The 21,723-nt window shown below is 38.6% G+C and carries 16 protein-coding genes; 5 read left to right on the top strand and 11 right to left on the bottom strand.

Annotated elements, in window-relative coordinates:
* Positions 1 to 142: 142 nt before the first annotated feature.
* The 10 genes from FTU44_RS02865 to FTU44_RS02910 form a co-directional block, all read right to left on the bottom strand.
* Positions 143 to 919 carry an OmpA family protein gene (locus FTU44_RS02865; protein ID WP_180049452.1) on the bottom strand — a complete coding sequence of 259 codons (777 nt, stop codon included), beginning with the start codon at positions 917 to 919 and terminating at the stop codon, positions 143 to 145.
* A 93-nt stretch (positions 920 to 1,012) separates the two neighbouring features.
* Positions 1,013 to 4,840, bottom strand: coding sequence for a type VI secretion system membrane subunit TssM (gene tssM / locus FTU44_RS02870; RefSeq protein ID WP_180049454.1), 3,828 nt, complete (start codon positions 4,838 to 4,840; stop codon positions 1,013 to 1,015).
* A 31-nt stretch (positions 4,841 to 4,871) separates the two neighbouring features.
* Positions 4,872 to 6,314 carry a hypothetical protein gene (locus tag FTU44_RS02875; RefSeq protein ID WP_180049456.1) on the bottom strand — a complete coding sequence of 481 codons (1,443 nt, stop codon included), beginning with the start codon at positions 6,312 to 6,314 and terminating at the stop codon, positions 4,872 to 4,874.
* The gene (tssG, locus tag FTU44_RS02880; protein WP_100354989.1) at positions 6,311 to 7,306 is read right to left on the bottom strand and encodes a type VI secretion system baseplate subunit TssG; all 996 of its coding nucleotides are present in this window, start codon (positions 7,304 to 7,306) and stop codon (positions 6,311 to 6,313) included. The genes FTU44_RS02875 and tssG overlap by 4 nt, the downstream gene beginning before the upstream one ends.
* Positions 7,270 to 9,075: a type VI secretion system baseplate subunit TssF gene (tssF, locus tag FTU44_RS02885; RefSeq protein WP_005096863.1), complete on the bottom strand. Its 1,806-nt coding sequence runs from the start codon at positions 9,073 to 9,075 to the stop codon at positions 7,270 to 7,272. Before tssF ends, tssG begins: the two co-directional genes overlap by 37 nt.
* A complete protein-coding gene (gene tssE / locus FTU44_RS02890; RefSeq protein WP_005096862.1) occupies positions 9,072 to 9,563 on the bottom strand; it encodes a type VI secretion system baseplate subunit TssE in 492 nt (163 codons plus the stop codon). The genes tssF and tssE overlap by 4 nt, the downstream gene beginning before the upstream one ends.
* 78 nt (positions 9,564 to 9,641) lie before the next feature.
* The gene (locus FTU44_RS02895; RefSeq protein ID WP_005096861.1) at positions 9,642 to 10,145 is read right to left on the bottom strand and encodes a type VI secretion system tube protein Hcp; all 504 of its coding nucleotides are present in this window, start codon (positions 10,143 to 10,145) and stop codon (positions 9,642 to 9,644) included.
* A gap of 52 nt (positions 10,146 to 10,197) precedes the next feature.
* Positions 10,198 to 11,679 carry a type VI secretion system contractile sheath large subunit gene (gene tssC, locus FTU44_RS02900; protein ID WP_005096859.1) on the bottom strand — a complete coding sequence of 494 codons (1,482 nt, stop codon included), beginning with the start codon at positions 11,677 to 11,679 and terminating at the stop codon, positions 10,198 to 10,200.
* Complete coding sequence (gene tssB / locus FTU44_RS02905; protein ID WP_180049458.1) at positions 11,666 to 12,175, bottom strand: type VI secretion system contractile sheath small subunit; 510 nt, start codon at positions 12,173 to 12,175, stop codon at positions 11,666 to 11,668. Before tssB ends, tssC begins: the two co-directional genes overlap by 14 nt.
* Positions 12,176 to 12,189: 14 nt before the next feature.
* Positions 12,190 to 12,873 (bottom strand): hypothetical protein, encoded by a 684-nt coding sequence (locus FTU44_RS02910; RefSeq protein WP_180049460.1) that lies wholly within the window; start codon positions 12,871 to 12,873, stop codon positions 12,190 to 12,192.
* A 347-nt stretch (positions 12,874 to 13,220) separates the two neighbouring features.
* Between FTU44_RS02910 and tssH the strand changes: the two genes are divergently transcribed.
* The 5 genes from tssH to FTU44_RS02935 all read left to right on the top strand — a co-directional run bounded on the left by tssH (position 13,221) and on the right by FTU44_RS02935 (position 20,361).
* On the top strand, positions 13,221 to 15,887 hold the full coding sequence (tssH, locus tag FTU44_RS02915) for a type VI secretion system ATPase TssH (protein ID WP_180049462.1): 2,667 nt from the start codon (positions 13,221 to 13,223) through the stop codon (positions 15,885 to 15,887).
* Between the two features lie 46 nt (positions 15,888 to 15,933).
* On the top strand, positions 15,934 to 17,043 hold the full coding sequence (tssA, locus tag FTU44_RS02920) for a type VI secretion system protein TssA (protein ID WP_180049464.1): 1,110 nt from the start codon (positions 15,934 to 15,936) through the stop codon (positions 17,041 to 17,043).
* A gap of 8 nt (positions 17,044 to 17,051) precedes the next feature.
* Complete coding sequence (gene tssK, locus FTU44_RS02925; protein WP_180039987.1) at positions 17,052 to 18,416, top strand: type VI secretion system baseplate subunit TssK; 1,365 nt, start codon at positions 17,052 to 17,054, stop codon at positions 18,414 to 18,416.
* Between the two features lie 8 nt (positions 18,417 to 18,424).
* The gene (gene icmH / locus FTU44_RS02930; protein ID WP_035337934.1) at positions 18,425 to 19,237 is read left to right on the top strand and encodes a type IVB secretion system protein IcmH/DotU; all 813 of its coding nucleotides are present in this window, start codon (positions 18,425 to 18,427) and stop codon (positions 19,235 to 19,237) included.
* A 167-nt stretch (positions 19,238 to 19,404) separates the two neighbouring features.
* Positions 19,405 to 20,361: a M15 family metallopeptidase gene (locus FTU44_RS02935; protein WP_051064991.1), complete on the top strand. Its 957-nt coding sequence runs from the start codon at positions 19,405 to 19,407 to the stop codon at positions 20,359 to 20,361.
* A gap of 7 nt (positions 20,362 to 20,368) precedes the next feature.
* On the opposite strand, the gene FTU44_RS02940 is transcribed toward FTU44_RS02935, so the two are convergent.
* Positions 20,369 to 21,130: an alpha/beta fold hydrolase gene (locus FTU44_RS02940; RefSeq protein ID WP_180049466.1), complete on the bottom strand. Its 762-nt coding sequence runs from the start codon at positions 21,128 to 21,130 to the stop codon at positions 20,369 to 20,371.
* Positions 21,131 to 21,723 lie beyond the last annotated feature (593 nt).

Here is a 21,723-nt window from a genome sequence, read left to right on the forward strand (position 1 = left end):
GCTGAAAATTTCAAAATTAACTTTTATGAACAGTAGAAGATAGATGAACTTAAAGTATCATGTACTCAATTTAACATAATATACATTATACGAAATCAGTCTGTAAGCCACAAATAGATATGATGCTCAAGCAACCTAGGCTTTAAAGCACTTCAAATTCAATCCTGCGATTTTTCTTACGACCTTCAGCTGTTAAATTATTAGCTATAGGTTGAGTTGACCCTAAACCATCAACACTTAAATTTTCAGCTGCTATATTTTTACTGATTAAATAATTCTTTACGGCTTCTGCGCGCTGTTGACTCAGTACTATATTTTTGTTGGCATCACCGGAACTATCAGTATGTCCAATAATCCGTACCTTCTTTCCGCTCACCTTATTTAAAGCTATGACCATTTCATCCAGAATCTTTGCACCGGACGCTGCCAGTACCGCACTACCAGATTCAAACTCAACAATGCGATTCTTTAATACCGCATCAATAATCTGCTGTTCTGCCTGATTTACAGTGAGCTGTGCATTTAAATGATAATTTGCTGGTATTAAACCTTGAAACTTTTTAGTAGTGATATCCATTTCATGAAGATTCAAAACCTTACCAATCAACTGAATATTAGACCCTTTGACCGTTAATTTACCTTGTTTTACCTTTTTAAGATCATCATTAATCACATTATTTACCGCATTCGACCATCCAATTGGTGCTGTCACTTGACGGATCTGAATGCGATTTATCACATTTTTCTGGCCATAAGTTGCATAGAGTTTATTCAAAATTTCCTGTTGTGTACTGTCATTCGGTACAACACCTTCAACAATAATGGATTGGGCCTGTACGCCGCCGCCTAAACATATAGATAATAAAATTATGATTTTATTTATATAATTCAATTTTAAGCAGGTTTTTTTTATTTTCATTTCAGGTTTCTACCCCATGTGTTTTTTATAGTTTAATATCGTGAGTTAAGCTCATCTGACATTCATTTATTTATTTATTTTGGATTAAAAAGATCATGGCGTCGTCGCTCCTGTTTTTCCTACCGGAAGCATAGATGTTTGATTTATTTGTCCAGACACCGCAGTACGCTGTGCAGCGACCACACGTACCGATTTATTCGAGACGATCTGATCTACCAGTTGCAAATTGCTATAATTTGGCTGACCTCCGATAGAACTTGAATTATTACCACTCACCAGCCGGAAATGGGTCTTCACAAATAGTTCAGGATGATCTTCGCTGCGCCACACCATTTCAAAAATATTGCCTTTTTGAGTACGTTGTGCATTATCAATCATGCGGTTGATGCCATATTCACCTGGTTCATCAAATATGGTATGGGTCTTCCCTTCCAGATCGATTACTGTGATTCGAGCGCCCGGAATGGTGCCAGGATTTGGCCAGATAAAATTCACCCATTGTTGAACACCATTTTCAAATAGCATTCTTTGTCCATCAATATCAATGGTATACGCTAGTAAGTGAGACTGTTCTAAGGGATAAAACTGAAAATTAGATTGATTGAGGTTCACGGTTTTTGAATTGGTATGGTTTAACTCTCCAGTCGCCAGACCATGTACCGGTGCGACATAATTCTGAAAACTTGCAATAAAGGCAGGATTTAGACTAATGCCTAAATCTTGCCAGGTTTTTGAAGTCAGACTATAGCCGCGACGGATCACCAGAGGATCCAGATGCTCTTTGACAAAACGTGCAATACTGCCATTTTCACCAAAAATCTGATTAATTTCCTGAGAGCTTGCCTGCAAACTGGCCTGACTGCTAAACGGATATTTTTGTGCCAAATTTCCACTAAATGGTTGATAGGCCTGTATCTGCCATAATTTATTCATTTCAGCCTGGGCCGGAATCATCAGGCTTTCAAAGGAACGTGTCAGCGGCACACTCAATAATTTTTTAATCAGCTGTTGATCCAGCTCATTGCTTCCCACCGACATTTTTTCATCGACAAATTTCTGTGTGATATTAAAGATAGAGTTCTGCTCATCAATGGTTTGTTTGACTAAGATCATGCTGGCAGGACCAATATCGCCAGAACTTTTTAAATCATTGAAACGGCTTCGAACCTTGGCCATGGACTGCATATACTCATCTAGCAGCGACCGGTTCTGCAGATCGTCTCGCGAGCGTACAATCTGATAAAACAACTGAAAATCTTTAGAAATCACGCCATGAGATAAATGTGATGCAGAATTCTGTGCCAGTTTCACATCATCACGTTGCAATACTTTACGTTTAAACCAGGCAATAAAACCTTTTTGTGGAACTGCCAATTCAGCTTGCACCACAGGATTATCCCAGCTGGTTTCTTGTGCTACACGTTGAATGACCTTGCGGATGGGTGAGTTTTCTGGCTCACCCAGAATATCAATCTGACGGGTATGCTGATTAAAATCGGTTGTCTTGGCATAATGAATTGCATTTAAAAATTTACGCCATTCACTGATATATTCTTTTTTATACATTTCAGTCAGCTGGCGTCGAATTTGTTCCGGACTCCCACTGAAACTCAGGTCATCTGATTGGATGGTATTCAATACCCAGTCTTTGCTTTCGGTTGAGCTTTGAGCTGCCGTATCTATGGCATGTTGTACATAATCATTCCAGGCTTGATAGCTATAAAAACCGGGTAAGGCATAACTTCCCAACATTATTGTTTGAGCACTTTCCCCTACCATCTGCTTGATGGTTAAGGCTGGAAAACGTACCGAAGCCCGCATTTTAATTTCGTTATACACACGGTCACGTGCGGATACGCCTGTCGTCAGTGCTGACAAAACCTGACGGGTCTGTTCCACCAGAACAGTATCAGGATTAAGCAGAGGAAATGAACTTGAACCTGTCAAAGTCATGGCATAGCTGAGTAATTGTTCGGCCTTTTGCAACATTTCGGTACGTGGCTGTTGCCCCTGATGCTGATCAAGCCAGTTTCGCCAGAACCGTGTCAGCTGGTCACTCAAATGACTTGAATCTATATATTGGCGGTTGCTCAACATCAAATAAGTCTTAAGCGCATTATAGGCATCTTGTGGATTTTGGTCTGATGGCGCTAAGGCCAGTTGTTGAACTTGTGCAACCGGCTGAACTTGTACATTGATATGATTTTCTTTTAAAGTCGCCGAATGCTGTTTTACCCGTTGTAGATATTCTGCAATACTCTGCTGGGTAGGCTGCAAGATTAATTGCTCAATTCCTTTCAAATATTCAGCTTGCAGTTTTTCCCGGATCTGATGCCCTTGATACAGACCAAAACGATACTTGAATGGAAGCCTTTGATCAAATTGATCCAACTGTTGTAAATGCGCTTGCAGGATTAATAATGCATCCGTTTGTGTGGCCAGTTCAGTTCCTGACTGTTGCTGCATCAGCACCACCTTATTCAGGTCAGCCTGAACCTCAGCCATTAACTGCTGGTTATTCCGATAAGACCATATCCACATACTCAGTACAATTGATACTGTGAGTAAAGCCCCGGTAAAAGCCATAAAGCGCTGACGTTTTCGTGCCGGATTAATATGCTGCTTTACCAGATGCTTATCTTTAAGGATGACCTCAGAAAATAGGCTTTTCAGGAAATAACCTTGATTCTGGGATGTTGATGGAGTGGATAGCGCAATTTCATCATCACTGCGAATCAGATGAAAATCCTTAGCAATCTGTTTTGTCATTGGACTTTCAATCTGGCCTTCCTGTAAGGCACTGGTAAAATAAAAGCCACGAAAAACCGGTTTAAATTGGTAAGGATTTTCCTGAAACAAGGTTGCAATAAAGGTCTTGAATACTGGTTTAAGACTCTTAAATTCCAAAGGAAAGGTCATCACGCTGGGTGATATCTGCTGCGAATGACGACGGGTTAAGTGGGTCGTACTTACATTTTTGAGTCCGTCATATAAAATACTGAAATGCTTTTCAAACAACTGAACAGCATTTTCACTGGAAGCTGGTTCATAGGCCAAGGTGGCACCCCAAACCTGATCAAATTCCTGCTCATGATAACAATCAAAAAACTCCGTGAATCCGGCAATCAGATCCATCTTGGAAAATACCAGATAAACCGGAGCAAATACCTCTAGACGTTCAGTCAGATCCTGTATACGCGCCCGTAGACTTTTGGCCAGTTGCATAGACTTCTCCGGACTTTGGTTGACCAGTTCGGCCACACTGACCATCACAATCAATCCATTCACTGGGGCTTTAGCACGATTTTTCTTGAGAATATTCAAAAATCCCAGCCATTCCGGATGGTCTTCAGGATAGACCGAATACCGCCCAGCGGTATCCAGCAACACACCCTGTGTTGAAAAAAACCAGTTACAGTTTCGAGTTCCATTGAGCCCGGCAGATCGCATTTTCTGATGGGTTGCTTCAAATGGAAAGCGTAGACCTGAATGATAAATGGCAGAACTTTTCCCTGCTTCAGGATGACCAATCACCATATACCAAGGCAGTTCATAGAGTGCAGCATTAGCCTTGCAATCGACCAGTTTAGATTTACGAATCAGCTGGATGGACTCTTTGACCTGTTGACTGATCAACTGAAGTTCTACTTTATTATTCTTGCTTTCAGCCTCGGTATTTTGAGCTAAGGCCGTTGCAATTTTTTCGTCCTGTTTAGCAGACCGATAACGCTGGATAAATGCATAAATCCCCCAACCTATTAAAATAGCAGCATAGACCAACAGTAAAATCCAGAAGACTCGATCAGCGACCGTATTCTTCATGGAAATAATGACCACTAAAAAAGATAAGGCCATCATCGCTTTAGGATTACCAATGTACTGCCAGACATAGCCCAAGACGGTATAAAATAGTGTATTCACGGTTATCTCTTATTTTAATTTTTATAAATAATTAAGCGACTAATGTGCTTTGATTGAGTTGATCATTTTTTGTATTGGTAAAATATAAATAGGTAGATTCTTGTTGTAGGCCATAGGTTATTGTAATGACATTGTCTACTAGATGTGCTGACAACATCGCAGCAAAAACGGTGGCTAAATGCTGCGTATGCCCCAAATAAATTTTAGGATAAACAACATGATCTGGTTCGAAGTCAATATTTTCGAAACTTTTTTGTATTTTCTTCATTTTTTTGGAATGCGTGACTTCATCCAATAAAACTAAAAAAGGTTGAGGCCATTCTAGCTGAGTAGAGAGATCAACTTGATGCTGAGCCAGATATTCCTGCAAATGCGTGACATGCTTAGCTACTTGCAGGCTTTGCAACGGGATCATTCCTTCAATTTCTAACTCAGGCGCAGCTAGACACCAGCTGGCAGCATATTCTGACGCAATATAGTGTTCATTTTGCCAAAGTTGATCATTGAGATAGTCCTGATCAATTTCAGAATCTGCCACGATAATAAGACTGGCCTCATGGGATTGCCCTGCGCTTTCTTGTATTAAATTCAACCAGTTGGAATAAGCACGATCAGCTGGCAAGAAATGCAACTGGAGATGAATCTGAGCAGGAATTATTGAATATTGCTGCTCAATCTGGCTTAAGAGTTGTTCCTGATATATTTCATTCCAATCATCAATCAAATGATCGGCTAACAAAATATGAAGATTCAGTCGATTTAAGCGAACGACTGGTACGGTAATAAGAGGTGTAATATGACTCTCATCTTCTTGGTAATTTTCGTGTGTCCATCCCGGATGCATTCGATATTGATAAGCCAGCTCCTGATCATAAAATAATGCAGAATGTTTTAACTGTCTGGATATTAAGCTCAGGCTTTCCTGATGCTGCTCCAGTTGATTTTGAATGAGGTGTTGAATCCGCCGTCCACCTAAGCTTGTCATTATTCCTTGCTCAGTCTGGTCTTTTTCGAGCAATGAATCTATGGCATGAATACGATATGCCAATAGCGGCAGACCAAAATAATTCAGCAATTTGGGGTCTAATTCTGGACTACTAAACTGCATCATTTTCTCTAAAATTTCTGCATTTTTACCAAAACTGTGCCAAGCCGCAGCTGAAAAAATATTAAGGGGGTAATCTTCAATCGGCTTTAAGGTTTCTTTTGTATTTTCAGAATCTTGCTGCCGTATTTGAGCCAATGAATTTGCTTGATCCTGCTGCTTTTGTTTTCTTTGCTGATACTTTTTTAGCGCTTTATAGATCAAATAAGGTGTAAATAACAGCAGGCAAAGTAGTAAAGGTAAAATACCGAAATACAATGTCAACTCTATATTGGATGGATCGTACTGAATGTCTCTCCAGTAATAAATGACAAGACCACTCGTAAGCACAAATAAGCCTACAAAAGTCTGAATGACAGGCTTGATCATGACAGGCTTCCTATCAGGCTATAACAAGTTTGCGTATTATGTGTCGCCTGATTGGCCAGCAATACCGCCCCTTTTGCCAAACCCATAGGATTCGCTTGTCCGAGCTGGACTGAACATAATTCATCTTTTTCTAGAATCAGCCGGAGATCTACCAATAAGGTTGGGCTACACCAGATTTGAAGAATCTTTTTTAATTTGACACTATGGATCCCTTCAGATAAAAAATTCAGATAGTCTTCACGTTTTAATGGGCCGATTTCAATTTCAATTTTTTCATCAATTTGCTCAAGTCTTTCGCCACAAAAACTATTGATTCCCAGCCGAACCGGTCGTGATTCTCCCAAACAGCTTCTTTGCTGTTCATTAAGCTGAAAGGTTTCTGGAATGAACTCATTGATCTGAAAGTTAAACTTAAAGATACAGGACAGGACGCTGTTTAAGGCATAATGTGTATTATTTTGACCCTGCATCAAACCTGAAAATTCAGCAAAATAATCATCTATATTCTGCTGTTCATGCTGCTGACTCATATAGCCACTCAAAGCATGTAGCAGGTTCAGATAATGATTTTCCTGCTCAATTTCATAGCGTAAGGCTAAGTGATAATTCAGACAGGCATCGACATATTGTGCAGTAAGCTTATGATTGAATAATCCCAGAAAATGCAAGCTTTCTTCTCGTTGTGCCCGTGTGCCCTGTTTAATTTTATCCGTATAGATATAAGGCAATTCTCCCAGAATACCAGTTAGCCCAACAATTAAATTGGTCATCTGCACTTTCTTATCTTGAGTTTGTAGGGATTCAATTTCAGAGACTGGAAAATTAAGATTCAGTGAACTGATAAATTGAAAGGCTTTACTCCATTCCTGCTCGTTTTTCTGTTCAGGCGCATGCCTTAATAATCGCGTGGCTTGAATAAATTCAAAGCTGGTCGGTTGCTGATAAAGCCGGTCAACTACAGAAGCCTTTTGCCACCAATCTGCTGTACGCATTGGTATAACTCCTGTTTTGATTTTGAATCAATAACGTGCATGTCTACATAACTATTCATCTGAACCTTTAAATTAAAGAGATGATTTAAAACCTGCACAAATATATAGAGACTAGCTCCCCGAAATATTTCGGTATCAATTTGAATTTCAACTTTGACACCACGTACAAATAGTGGAAACGGTTTATGCTCACGCAGTTTCTGCGTCAGGGAAAATTGTACAGTCTGAATTGAGTTAATAATGAGGCGATTTTCTTTGGATTGTGGCAAGTTATAAAGTTCAAGTAATTCTTTAATATAGCTGACCGCATCCCCTTGCATTAAAGATAGATTATTTAATGATAAGTGCGAAATAATCCGCCACTGTTCCTGCAGTTTTTGATCAAAATAATAGGGTAAATTAGGTCTTTTGACTAAGGTCGCCTTCCGCATCAAGCTACTGTCATTTAAAGATAAGGTGTTTTGATCTTTATGGTAACTTTCATAAGGCAGATCCCGATTACAGCATAGTAACTGGATACTGACAAAGTCTGATGAAATTTGATGCGGTTCTAAAGATTTTGAAATAATGGAATATTTTAGTCCTGTACGGTTATTATTGTCCTCAGGGAGTAGATGATAATAAAACTGCCCATCTGCCTGATGATAATGACTCATAGCAAAAAAAGGTAAGACTGAAAAAATCATCTGATTTTTTTCATTTTTTTCTCGTAATATATTCATCTCAGTGATTGCATAGACCTGAAAATATTCAGGATGATGGATATCACTTATGAGTGAATACTCAAGGCGTTGATGATCAATTTTCTGTGGTTCAGCCTGTTTAGGGAATAAATTCACTATGGGAGTTGCAAATAATTTAAAATTGGCGCTATTTAATTCTGAATAGTTTCGGATCATTGCCTGATCATTCAGATTCATTTTAAAGTGAATCTTTAATTCAAATTCTGTAGTTTCTATATTCAGGTTTTTTAGAAAATTCAGATTCAAATCAAGAAAATTAAATTTCTCTGGAAAGCAAAAATACTCAATTAATAAACGATAAGCATGGTGAGTATGCTGATCGATTGGTAATACACTTTCTGTCTCAGTAAAACCCTGCAACTCAAATGGATTTTCAATATCAATCTTTTGGGTCTGTGTGTTTATAGAAAAACGGGTCTCGGGTTTAAAAATACAATCCAGTACTTGCAAGGGGAGATTGGAAATTGCATCAAGATAAATCGGCAGTTTTTGTTGGTCTAGCAGTCGTTGCTGCTGGTTAAAAATCTCGAAACCAAAGATTAGAGTTGCGTTCTGATTTAAATGAATATGTGCCGAAGCATGTGTTTTAAAACTGAGCGATTTTAATCCGATGGGTAATAGTTCAACCTGTTTTACCGTACGATATTCGCATTGTACTCCACGGGTACTTTTTGATTTTAGTACAGTTTTTTTAGGAATCTGCTGGCTACTTTTAAGCTGTCGGATTTTATTGCAATCCTCAAAACTGACCACTGAACATGCTGGAAAAGGTTTCAGATACTGCGGAAACATCACCTCAAAAATAGAGCGAGTGAATACCTCGTAGCTGTCATGTAACTTTTTATCAATGCGGGCGGAAATGAGTGAAAATGCCTGAATCAATCGTTCAATATGCGGGTCATCAATTTGCTCCTGATTGAGAGCAAGACGTTGAGCAATTTTCGGATATTTTTTGGCAAATTCTCGTGATTGTTGTCCAAATTCCTGTAATTGTTTTTCATAATACGGTAATAATTCTTCAATCACAGCACACCTGCTGATGTTCTAGGCAAAATCACGTATTGTTGTGTTGTGGGGTTGAGAAAAGCATCAAAAATCACCGGCTCATAGAGTGGATAAATATTTAAATAAGCTTGGATACTCAAACACAAGCTCCCCATATTCTGCTCATCGACCAGCATCTCTACATTAACTTGTTTTAAACGTAGTTCATGAACATGAATAGACTGCTCAATAGAACGGCAGATTTTGTCCCGATCCAGTGGATTCGCCGTTGAAAGACCGACAAAATCTATAATGCCAAATTGAAGAATGGAACCTTTGACCTGATCATAGCGATCAACCCTGCCCTCCAGATTAGCCATGCGGCTATTTAATAGATCTTCCAGATCAGTAGCGACTGATTCTCTTAAGGCCTGCAAAGAAAGCCCTTGTACACTCATTAGGTTCTGAGGCAAGAGACGGTCAAATAATGTTGTTCTAAATCCGTAAGGATGGAGCTGATCCAAATTCATATTGTTATTTTCTAATTTTATTTATTATTTTAAATATTCTGAGAGAGGCTGATCAGGATCAGCCTCTAAAGGAGCAAATTATGCTGCATAAGATGCAGTGTTATTTGCCAATGACCATTTCTTGGTCACTGCACCTTTTTGCGTGCCATTAATATCCTGTTGATTATAAGTCCATTCAACTGCTGCATATTTCAGACCAAAAGCTTCTGTTGGAACACCTTCTTGATTCACTACTGGAGTCACTTGTGAAACCAACACATGTTTTAATTTAATTTGTAGATATTTAATGCGTTTATCGCCATTCGCTCGATAAAAATCGATTTGTACTTCATCAAAGGTATAACCTGCTGAACATGCTTCCCAAAGTTTTGGGCTGGTTGCATCCAGATCTTTCATAAAAATCATGTCAGAATGTTCAACCCGTTCTGCAGTATGACCACCTACACTGGAAGAGGTTGCCGATTTTGGCTGGCGAATATTGTGAGACCAAGAGTTCACTTCTAACCAGCTTTTATGTTCTGAATCACGAGATTCACCATCGACTTTATATTTGCCTCGAAATTGGACGTAAATATCTTTCATTTTTAATAATTTTCCTATTGTTATAAACGTTATTATAATTTTGCCAACAGCTTTAATTGCTTGACTGCGGCAGCTCAGTGACCAGTCGCAAAGAGACAGACAACTCGTCTAGCTGAAAGTGTGGTCTCAAAAAGACCACAGACTTGTAGTGTCCAGGTTTTGCCGGATTTTCTACAACTTTGATAGAAGCCTCACGTAGTGGATACTGTGCTTTGGCTTCCTGTGAAGCGCCGTCATCCAAGAGTACATATTGAGACAGCCAATCATTTAGAAATGCTTCGACATTTCCTGCTGATGCAAAGCTTCCCACCTTGTCACGCATCATGGCTTTTAAATAATGGGCGATACGTGAAACTGCCATAATATATTGAATTTGACTTGATAATGCAGAATTGGCATTGGCCAGGTCATTTGCATATTTCTTTGGTTTTTGTGTAGATTGAGCGCCGAAAAAGGCAGCATAATCCGTATTTTTACAATGTACCAACGGAATAAATCCAAGATCACTGAGTTCTTTTTCACGACGATCTGTAATGGCAATTTCCGTCGGACATTTAAAAATGACTTCCCCATCATTGGTTTTAAATGTATGTACTGGTAGACCTTCGACCAGACCGCCACCTTCAACACCACGAATTGCCGCACACCAGCCATGCATGTCAAAGGCATTGGTTAACCGTGTACCCAGGGCATAAGCAGCATTCATCCAGAGGTATTCATTGTGATTTTTACCGGAAACATCTTCCACGTAGTTAAAGCCTGCTGTCGCAGTACCTTCTTTCGGATGATAAGGTAAACGGCCTAATACTCGCGGAATGGTCAATGCCATATAACGGGCATCGTCACTTTCTCTGAATGAACGCCATTGTACATATTCAGCTGTTTCAAAGATTTTGGACACATCGCGTGGACGATCGATGTCGGTAAAAGCTTCCAGTCCAAACATTGAAGGACTTGCCGCAGAGATAAATGGTGCATGTGCGGCGGCTGCCACATGTGAAATCTGCTCTAGCAGATACAGGTCTGACGGTGTGCGATCAAATTCAAAATCGCCAATTAAAGTGGCATAAGGCGCTCCACCAAAAGAACCATATTCTTCTTCATATATTTTTTTAAATAATGTACTTTGATCAAAGTCAGTTGCACTCTGAAAATCTTTAACCAGTTCTTTTTTAGTGGTATTCAGCATGCGAATCTTGATTAAAGAATGTGATGGCGTTTCCTGACAAAAATAGTATAGTCCACGCCAAGTAGATTCGATTTTTTGAAACTGTTCGTGATGCATAACCTTACTGAGCTGAGTCGAAATTAAGGCATCAATTTCTGCAATACGTTTATCTAAAGCCAGTGTCATATTTTCAGAGACTATAATCGTACCGGCCATAACCTCCTTGGCCAATTCACCAATCAGGCTTTTAGCACGTTCATGTTCCTCTTCGGTACGGGCAATTCGACTACGTTCAACGATAGAATCCAGAACCGAGTATTCCTGAATAGATACATCTGGGACAATTGCAGCATTAGAATGATTCACTGTCTGCCTCCACACTCATTTTCTGAATTTGGTTGGTATTTTTTAAAACTTCATCCAGCAAATCTTCCAGGCGTTCATTATTGGAAATCTTATTGCGCAAATCAGTTAAACGTTCTCTTGCTTCAACCAGTTTTCGCAAAGGTTCAACCTGTTGTACTACCTGTTCCGGCAGGAAATCATCCATAGCATGGAACATCAGATCTACCGAAATTTTGCCGCCCTCTTCGGTTAAACTATTGTCCACCTGAAAACTGGCATGGGGTGCTAAGGACTGCATTACCTCATCAATATTTTCGAGGTCTACATTGATAAATTTTTTATCTTTAAGCTTGCTGCTTTTCAGTTCAGAGGCTGCTGAAAAGTCTCCCAATACTCCGACCACAAATGGCAATTCTTTGACTTCACGGCCATCCCCGACTTCGACATCGTAGGTCAATTGCACACGCGGCGGCCGAATGCGTTGTAATTTTTTTTGTACACTTTCACGCTTAGCCATCATGATTTTCCTTGTTAATTATTTTTTAATGATCCAAATGGATTGGTAGTGAGGCCATGGGTTTGAGTGCTTATATTTTCTGGTTTCTTATTGTTCATGGCTGCTGTATTCACTTTCGTATTATTACTCGATGTTTTATTTTTCTTTAGATTAACATTTTGTTTTAGCGTAGTATTTGCCTTGGTTTTTATCTGTTTTGATTTCGAATTCAACGCTGTATGGGATGAAGATTCAGAAAATTTCGGTGCGGGTTGTGCCAGATAAATATGTTCAGTCAGTGATTTGGCTTGCGGATAGGTAAATTCGTTTAAAGCACGAACTTCTGTACTACGCATCTGCTCTAAACTTCCGGCAGAGATTCCAATACCGGCCAAAAAACCAAGATCAGTTAAATCCTGATGATGGTAATTCTGCTGATGTAATTGCTCGATTAAATTCAATGCCTTCAGGTTATATCCTAGTTCGACATAGCGCTTGGCGATTTGGGTATTGAGTTGATGCTGTAGCTGAATATTTTTCTTCACCGATTTGTCGCACAGCTGCTGATATAAACCGATCAGTGCTAAATCAGTAACATCCTTTGCCTGTGGATAGGCCTTGATACATGATCGATTTAATTCTGCAGCGTGGGTTTGAGCAAAACATAGCTGTGCCATTCCTGAGATGAGCAATACGATAAAACTTAAATTGTTTTTCAAAGTGAGCCTCATTTTTTGTTGTTTTTTATTTTTGAATATTAAAAAATGATTTTTCTATTCTTATAATTTTAAAATCGTGATGTGGATTTAACAAAAAATGATCACAAAAAGTCAATACGAAAATGAGTTTTAGTTAAAAATTTTATGTAATTTGCTAAAATTGCTAAATTCCGATCAATGAATGCAGACTTTTTATTGGATTTGAGTAGAATATGCCAAAAATAGTGCGTCAAAATATTTTGATAGCTTATAGATAAACTTAAATAAATAAAAATTAAACTTAATAATAAGAATCATATAGCTATAAATTCCCAAAATATCAGGCTATATATTGAAAAGAGAAAAATATGAGTAATTTAAAAATTTTGATTACAAAATTATCCGAACATGCGCGCCTCTGCCTTGAAAAATCGGCGAACTCCTGCATTAAAAATCAAAATTATGAAATCGAAATTGAGCATTTTTTCTTAGAATTGCTACAACAAAATGAATTAAATGATATAAAGTTCTTGCTGAAAAAATATAAAATTGATGAAGATAATCTGATTAATGAGCTTCGTCTGAGTATTCAACAACTGAATAAAGGGAATTCTCGCACTCCTATCTTTGCTAAATCGATTATTCGTGTATTAGAACAAGCCTGGCTTTTGGCTTCAGCAGAAAAAAATCCGATGATCCGGAGTGGACATTTACTGGTTGCTTTGCTTACTGCACCGGATCTATATCAAGTTGCGATTCGTGCCTCTGCATTATTTGAGCTATTTCCAATTGATAGCATGAAGCACCAATTTTTAGAGCACTGTAAACAAAGTATTGAAAGCCCAGATCATATTCATTGCAGCAACATACAAGAAAATTCACCCGCTCAACAGCCAGAATTTAATAAAACCCCAGCACTCGATCAATACACAATAAATTTAACTGAAAAAGCGCGCCTAGGCCAGATTGATCCAGTGATTGGTCGTGAATTCGAAATCCGCTTGATGCTAGATATCCTGATGCGCCGTCGTCAAAACAATCCTATTCTTACTGGCGAGCCAGGAGTAGGAAAGACTGCCGTTGTAGAAGGACTGGCACTTAAAATTACCACCCATCAAGTGCCTGATCCACTTAAAAATGTAGAGCTGCATATGTTGGATCTTGGATTATTACAAGCGGGTGCCAGTGTCAAAGGTGAATTTGAAAATCGACTCAAACAAATCATTCAGGAAGTTCAGTCTTGTCGTTATCCTATTATCTTATTTATTGATGAAGCCCATACCCTGATTGGTGCGGGAGGTCAAGCTGGTCAGAATGATGCAGCCAATCTGTTAAAACCGGCTTTGGCACGTGGTGAACTACGCACCATTGCAGCAACGACTTGGGCTGAGTACAAACAATATTTTGAAAAAGATGCTGCACTTAGTCGGCGTTTTCAGGTCGTGAAAGTAGAAGAACCGACTGAAGAAGTGGCTATCAATATGTTACGGGCCATGATTCCGGTCATGACTCAGCATTTTCAGCTGCACATTGATGATGAAGCCATTATTGCTGCGGTACGTAATTCGCATCGTTATATCAGTGGGCGGCAATTACCAGATAAAGCCATTAGTGTTTTGGATACGGCAGCAGCACGGGTGGCTTTGAGCCAAAATTCGCAACCGGTCAAGTTAGATCAGTTACAGGCACAGTTACATAATTCTCAACTAGAATATGGCCTTTTACACAAAGAGCATCAAGATCATCTTATGCATCAAGAGCGTTTAATTAAATTATCAGAAAAAATTTCCAACTTAGAACAGGAAATTTCACAGCTAAAATGCCAATGGCAGCAAGAACTAGAGTTAATTCAGCAAATCAAATCTTTACAAGCTCAACCCGAACAGAGTGAGAAGCAGAATCAAATAAAAACATTACGCAGACATTTAGCCCAGATTCAGGCTCAGGATCCATTGGTCTTTGAAGGTGTGAACACGCTTATCATTAATCAAATCATTTCAGACTGGACTGGAATTCCGGTAGGAAAAATGATGAATAATGAGATCCAGCAAGTATTAACGCTCCAAGATAAATTATCACAACGTGTCATGGGCCAGGATGATGCATTACAACAGCTGGTACAAGGCATTAAAACGTCTAAAGCTCAACTGGATGATCCGAACAAACCGCAAGCTGTGTTTTTGTTAGTTGGCCCAAGTGGTGTAGGGAAAACTGAAACTGCCCTCGCCTTGGCGCAGGAATTATATGGTGGTGAGTCACATCTGATTACGGTGAATATGTCGGAATATCAGGAAGCTCATACTGTATCTTCCTTAAAGGGTGCGCCTCCAGGTTATGTCGGCTACGGTCAAGGAGGCGTATTGACGGAAGCTGTGCGCCGTAATCCATATAGCGTAGTTTTACTGGATGAAATCGAAAAAGCGCATACTGATGTGCAGGAGTTATTTTATCAGGTCTTTGACAAAGGAATGCTGGAAGATGGCGAAGGCCGACTAATCGATTTTAAAAACACTACGATTCTGCTGACGTCGAATGTGGGTTCCAGTGCCATGATGCAGGCTTGTTTAAATCAACCTAGGGAAAACTGGCCAGATGCCAATACTTTGATAAATCAATTAAAACCAAGCTTATATCAGCAATTTAAACCGGCCTTTCTAGGACGTATGCAGATCGTGCCTTATTATCCTTTGCACGATGAACTGTTAATCCGGATTATTCAGCATAAACTAGCAAAGATTATCCAACGCATCCAGCAGCAATATGCCATGCAAGTTACTTATAATGAAGACGTGCTTGAACTACTACTCAGCCGCTGTACTGAAGTTGATAGCGGTGCACGTAATATTGATCATATTTTAAATGCTTCCATATTGCCTGCTTTGGCTACAGAAATACTCATGGCCATGAGTGAAGAAAAGCTGCCTAAATTAATTCATATTGATGTCCAGCAAGATGAAATCCTTTACAGTGTAGATCCAAAAATTAAAACAGTTAAAAAATTTCGTTTTAAAAGCAATACAGCTGATGTTGTATGATCAGATTAAATAATAAAAACAAATAAATATAAGAATGGGTATAGAAATGACACTGAAATTTGAATATTTATTGCAAGGAATTTCCATTGAACAGCCATGTGGTGTGGATTGTTCATTTTCAAATGATTTTCATGCGATTAAAAAAGCCAAAACTTGGGATGATCCCCTATTGGATCAAGGTGACTGGATCGCTGAACCCAAACAAGCGGATTGGCAATTTGTGAATGACAAAATAATTGAATTATTGTGCGAAAAAACCAAGGATATTCGATTATATACTTGGCTCATTCAGGCATGGAGTCATCTATATGGTTTTGAAGGTATTGCTCGAGGATTAGAACTAAGCCAACAAAGTCTGGGGCGCTACTGGTTAGAGATACATCCTGTTATTGAAGAGGATAATTTTGATCAGCGTTTGGGTTTGTTGCAAGGTTTGATTGCACAATTCCCCATACTAATGAAACAGATTCCTTTGGTCAGCTCCGCACCTTTTTATAGTTTAAGTACATATGAAGCACTTTTACATCAGCGCAATATGCAACTAAAACAACAGGATTATTCTTCTGAAAATGATCCTGTTCAGGACTTGGAATATTTTGAGCAACTATTGCTAAATACTGACAAATCTATACTGAGCCGAAATAATCAATATCTTTTGGAGATTCAGACAGAGTGGCAGAAACTTAAAACCACTTTGGATCAACTGTTGGGTCTGGATGCACCAAGTTTTGCAGCCACAGACTCTCAGCTCGAAGCAATATTCACCAGTATCAAGCGAATCTATAAAATCGAAACATTTGAGCAACCTTCCGAAATAATATTAGATCAGGTGAACTCACCACAACCTCATACTTCGGAAGCAGTTGTGATGAATATCTCGCATGCAAATTCAAATCTGCAAAAATTTCAGCCCCACGCCCAAAACCATTTGGCCAATCGTCAACAGGCAATGCAGTTATTACAAGAGATTGCTCAGTATTTTCAGATCAATGAACCACATAGCCCAGTGAGCTATATGCTACAAAAAACAATTAAATGGAGTCAGCTGCCCTTACATGAATGGCTGGCTCAAGTCATCAAAAATGAGAATCCTGTAGAGCATGTCCATGAATTACTGGGTGTACATACCAATAATGAATCAAAGAATGAATGGTAAATATTAAAATGTTCAGAGCAGAAAAAGTACTTTGGGGCGAAGGTCTATTTTTAAGACCGCAACATTTTCAATTACAAGATGCTTATCATGAGCAACGTTTGAGTCATATGATTCGTGCGACATTTCCTTTTGCTCATGGAATTCAGTCCATCCAATTTGATGAAGCACAGTTCAATATGCACATACTGGCATTAAGTAAAATTGAAATGATTTGGCAGGATGGTGAAATTTATCAGGCACCAGCACAGGATTTATTACCGGAACCCGTGCAACTGGATGCTTTAAACCTGCATGGAGAGATGCAGGTTTATTTGGCTTTACCGATGCTACAACCGAATAAACAAAATGTAAGTCATGCCGAAAGTACTCAGGCTGGCCGCTATCACTCGCAGTTAATTTCAACCCACGACTTATTTACCGATGCAACGACTGCAGAAATCACCCTGTTACGCCGTCGTGCTGAATTTAAGCTATTTGAACTCGGACAAATACCTCAACAGCATCTGGATGGCTATTTATATATCCCGGTTGCTCAAATCAAGAGACAAAGTTCAGGAAATTTTATTCTCAATCATAAGTTTATTCCTCCCATTCTACATATCCAGGCATGTGAGTATCTGCTAGACAATTTAAAGCGAAGCTTAAATATCATTCGAGCCAAAATTAAGACGATTCAATCCAATAACCGTGAAAATGAACAGAAATTGATTGAATTTCGCTCGGGAGATATTGTCTCTTTCTGGCTGGTAAATGCCTTAAATACAGCCCATGCAAGCTTGAACCATATTTTGCAGTATCCGCAAATTCATCCGGAGCGACTATATGCGGAACTGCTACGACTTACTGGATCTTTACTCACCTTCTCGACTGCTTATGAGATTGATCAACTGCCACAGTATCAACACCATCAACTTTACGACAGCTTTAATCAGCTGGATATTATTCTCAGAGATTTACTCGATACGATTATCTCGAATCGCTATATCAGTATCAGTTTAAAAGAAACACGTCCATCCTATTGGATTGGGAGTCTAGAAACAGACAAAATCAGCCGAAATACCAGGTTATATCTGGCTGTATCGAGTAGCGTAATGCCAGCGCATAATCTGATTGCGCATGTTCCGGTCCGTTTCAAGGTCGGCAGTACCATCGATGTTGAACAACGCGTAATTGCAGCTTTGCCTGCTGTGCCATTGCAGCATCTTATGCAGGTTCCTACAGCAATTCCGGTGCGATCCGGTGTTCATTATTTTGAGATCGAACCAAATAATGAACTGTATCAGCGCATGCTGGATTCAGAAGCAATTTGTGTTTATATCCCGAATGGGTTTCAGGATATTGCGATTGAACTCATTGCGGTTATGAATGGATGAATATTCAAATGAATACAATCACAAATAATCCTTCTTCACTGTTTGAAGAGGATCAGAACGGAATCGGCGATATAGCAAGACAATCTATCGAAACCAATATCTCATACGGGGCAAGTTTGCTAGATTTATTGCATGATGGTTTTTATATCGTTTTTCTTGTAAAAAATAACTACATACCTGCTGATATAGAATTATTCCGTGAGAAAGTTTTGCAAATGCTCAGCCAATTTGAAAGCCAGGCACGTAAGGTACAATTTTTAGCTGAAGATATTCAAGATGCCAAATATGCCTATTGTGCTTTACTGGACGAAACGATTGTCACACAACAGGATGAGCGCTTTTTTGATTTGCAGAATTTCTGGCTGTTGAGCCCGTTGCAATTAAGTCTGTTTGGTTCACAACTGGCTGGCTATCAGTTCTTTGAATATCTGGAAAACATCCGTCATAAAGACAAGGATCGACTGGCAGTATTAGAGGTTTATCATTACTGTCTATTATTAGGCTTTCAGGGAAAATACCGGATTGAATCGATTGAACATTTGAATAGTTTGGTGGCTCGAGTCGGAGATCAGATTGATTATCTCAAAGCTAATAAAACGGCCTTCTCTCCTTTTTCCGCACTTCCCGATCAAATCAGACATATAATTCATCGAGAATTACCATTTTTCTGGATTCTAATTTTCCTGTTTTTATTTGCAGTATTCAGCTTTGTCGCTTTTAAATATGTTTTATCGACAGAACAAACAACTATTTTTGCTCAATATCAGAATCTGATTAGCGCTCCTGCTGAGCAAGCTTATATTACGATTCATTTACCCTAATTAAATTTTTCAGATCAATACCATGAAAGCTCATAAAAATAAAAACTTAAAAGTATTTACTTCAGAAAAATTGAATGCAATCTTTGCGAAGAATTGCGCCGTTGTGCAATTTATATCGCCTAAGAAAAGATTGGGTTGGAATCTGAACTAGATCAAGTATTTCACTTATGATTTTTATCATATTGAGTAGCTTCACCCTAATGAGTTTGGTAATGTTCGCCCTGCTGTCCTATGAATTTAGACGAAGGATACAGGCTGTTTTTCTCAGATTCATTCCGCAAAGTAAACAGCAATTGACTCAAGCAATACATTTTTCACGTAAATTTTATCGGGCGGCCTCGCCTGAACATCTGCATTCTCATTGGTATGTTCAGCAGTGGTGGATTTTGATTACCGGATTAATATTATTTGGCAGTATTTTGCTACTCGCTTTTACCCAGCCCTTAACTGCCAGAAAATTTGAATCTGAATATTTAAGGAAAGTTGATCCACAAATTTATGCTCTTTTGGATGGGCAAATGTTGACAGCTCCGCCTGAAGTTGCTGACCGCCTCATTATAGAAGCCCTTCAACAAGAGCATTTTCCAGATCATCCGGCTATTTCAGCACAAAGCTTTAATTCAAATCTTGAAGATATTCATAGATCAGCAATGCCTACGCATTCAGATATCAGTACAGCAGACCGTAAATGGCATAAGATGAATCCACGATTTAAGCAACGTTTACTGATGGTATTTAAAATCATGAAAGAACAGCATGATTATGAGCTGGTTTTACTTGAAGGCTATCGGAGTCCGGAACGGCAAAATTCGTTGGCAGCCGATAGTAATATTACCAAGGCTAAAGGCTTTCAGAGTTATCATCAATTTGGATTGGCTGCAGATATTGCCTTTAAACGGCATGGCAAAGTAGTCATTACAGAACGTGATCCTTGGGCCATGCGCGGTTATGAATTATATGGTCAGGTCGCTGAATCGGTGGGTTTGACCTGGGGCGGCCGCTGGAAATCCATTAAAGATTTCGGACATACTGAATATCGTATGCCCGGTTTAAAGAAAACTGCTGAGATGGCGCATCAACTGATCCATGAAGGTCAATTACAGGTACATACATTACATCCGTAAATATTACTTAATTAAGGAATGCTTGCATGTATTTAATGACTTCATCTGGTTTTTCACCATGTAGCCAATGACCGGTATTTTCAATAACTTCAATTTTTGCCTGAGAAAACTGTTCATTAATTGCTGCAAAATGTTCTGGTTTTGAGATATAAAAAGAATCACCACCACGCAGAAATAAGGCTGGCCGATTAATTTTTTCGACCTTTTCCCAAGCCATAATATCTGGATAATGATCAAATAAAGCCTGAACATTAAACAGCCACTGCCCTTTATTAAAGGATTTTAATAAAAATTGAATCACCATTTCTTCATGAATATATTTACGCATAATTTTTGCTGCTTCCAGTCGTGAAGCAACATTTTCTTGCTGTACTGCAAATAAGGCTTGAAAAATTTCAGCATGATGATTTTCATGATATTGGATCGGTGTAATATCAAGGACGACGAGTTTTTCAGTCTGTTCACGAGCTAAATCTGCCAGTTTCATAGCAATTTTCCCACCCATGGAATGTCCAACAACGACAAACTTATGAACATTTAAACTGGATAAAGTTTCCAATACATCTTCTGCCATGAGCTGATAGTTAATATCAGAGCTATGACCAGAAAGACCATGATTACGCACATCAATTTGGATCACGGTTCTCTGTTCAGAAAAATGTCGAGCTAATATTCCTAAATTACTCAAACTACCAAATAAACCATGAATAAAGATCATTGGAGATACTGTTGAAGTTTCATGATGGTGTAATTGATAGTTAAGGACCATTTGAGAATTCCGTGATTTCTTGATTTAAATGTTAATAGTGGGTTCATATTGAAAATTAATCAATTGCCAAATTTTTAAAATAAAAAATTTGCTTAGGCTATTTATAGCAGATTGATCAATTTTGCTTAGGCTAAATTCATCATCAGATTAAAAGTGTTCAAAGCTTAATTATTAATTTGAATTAAAGAAAAATGCCCCATCAATATAAAAGACGATCTAATACATTTTTAAAATAGCCTTGGGATTAAGAGAAATCGCACCCATATTTTATTTTTAATTTCAGAATAAGGATGATACTAGAACAAATAGATTACCATCCCACTACTTTTTAAAGTTAGCCCATTATTTTGTATAACAGAAATTTGTACATACATTCCTTTTTTCGTTTTAGAACATGTAATAAATTAACAGGGATATTTGCCGCTAAAATATATAAAATACTTAGGCTATTTTATAAATACAACAGGATTAGTTTTGTAGCATAAATATAAGATATAACTTCACTACCCTGCTTGGAGTACCATTCATTTATGTATGAAGACAAAATTCACGCTATTCGTTATGAAGTCATTTCTATAATGCTTATGTGTGAC

It is taken from the genome of Acinetobacter sp. YH12105, assembly GCF_013419095.1.
Lineage (GTDB): Bacteria > Pseudomonadota > Gammaproteobacteria > Pseudomonadales > Moraxellaceae > Acinetobacter > Acinetobacter pseudolwoffii.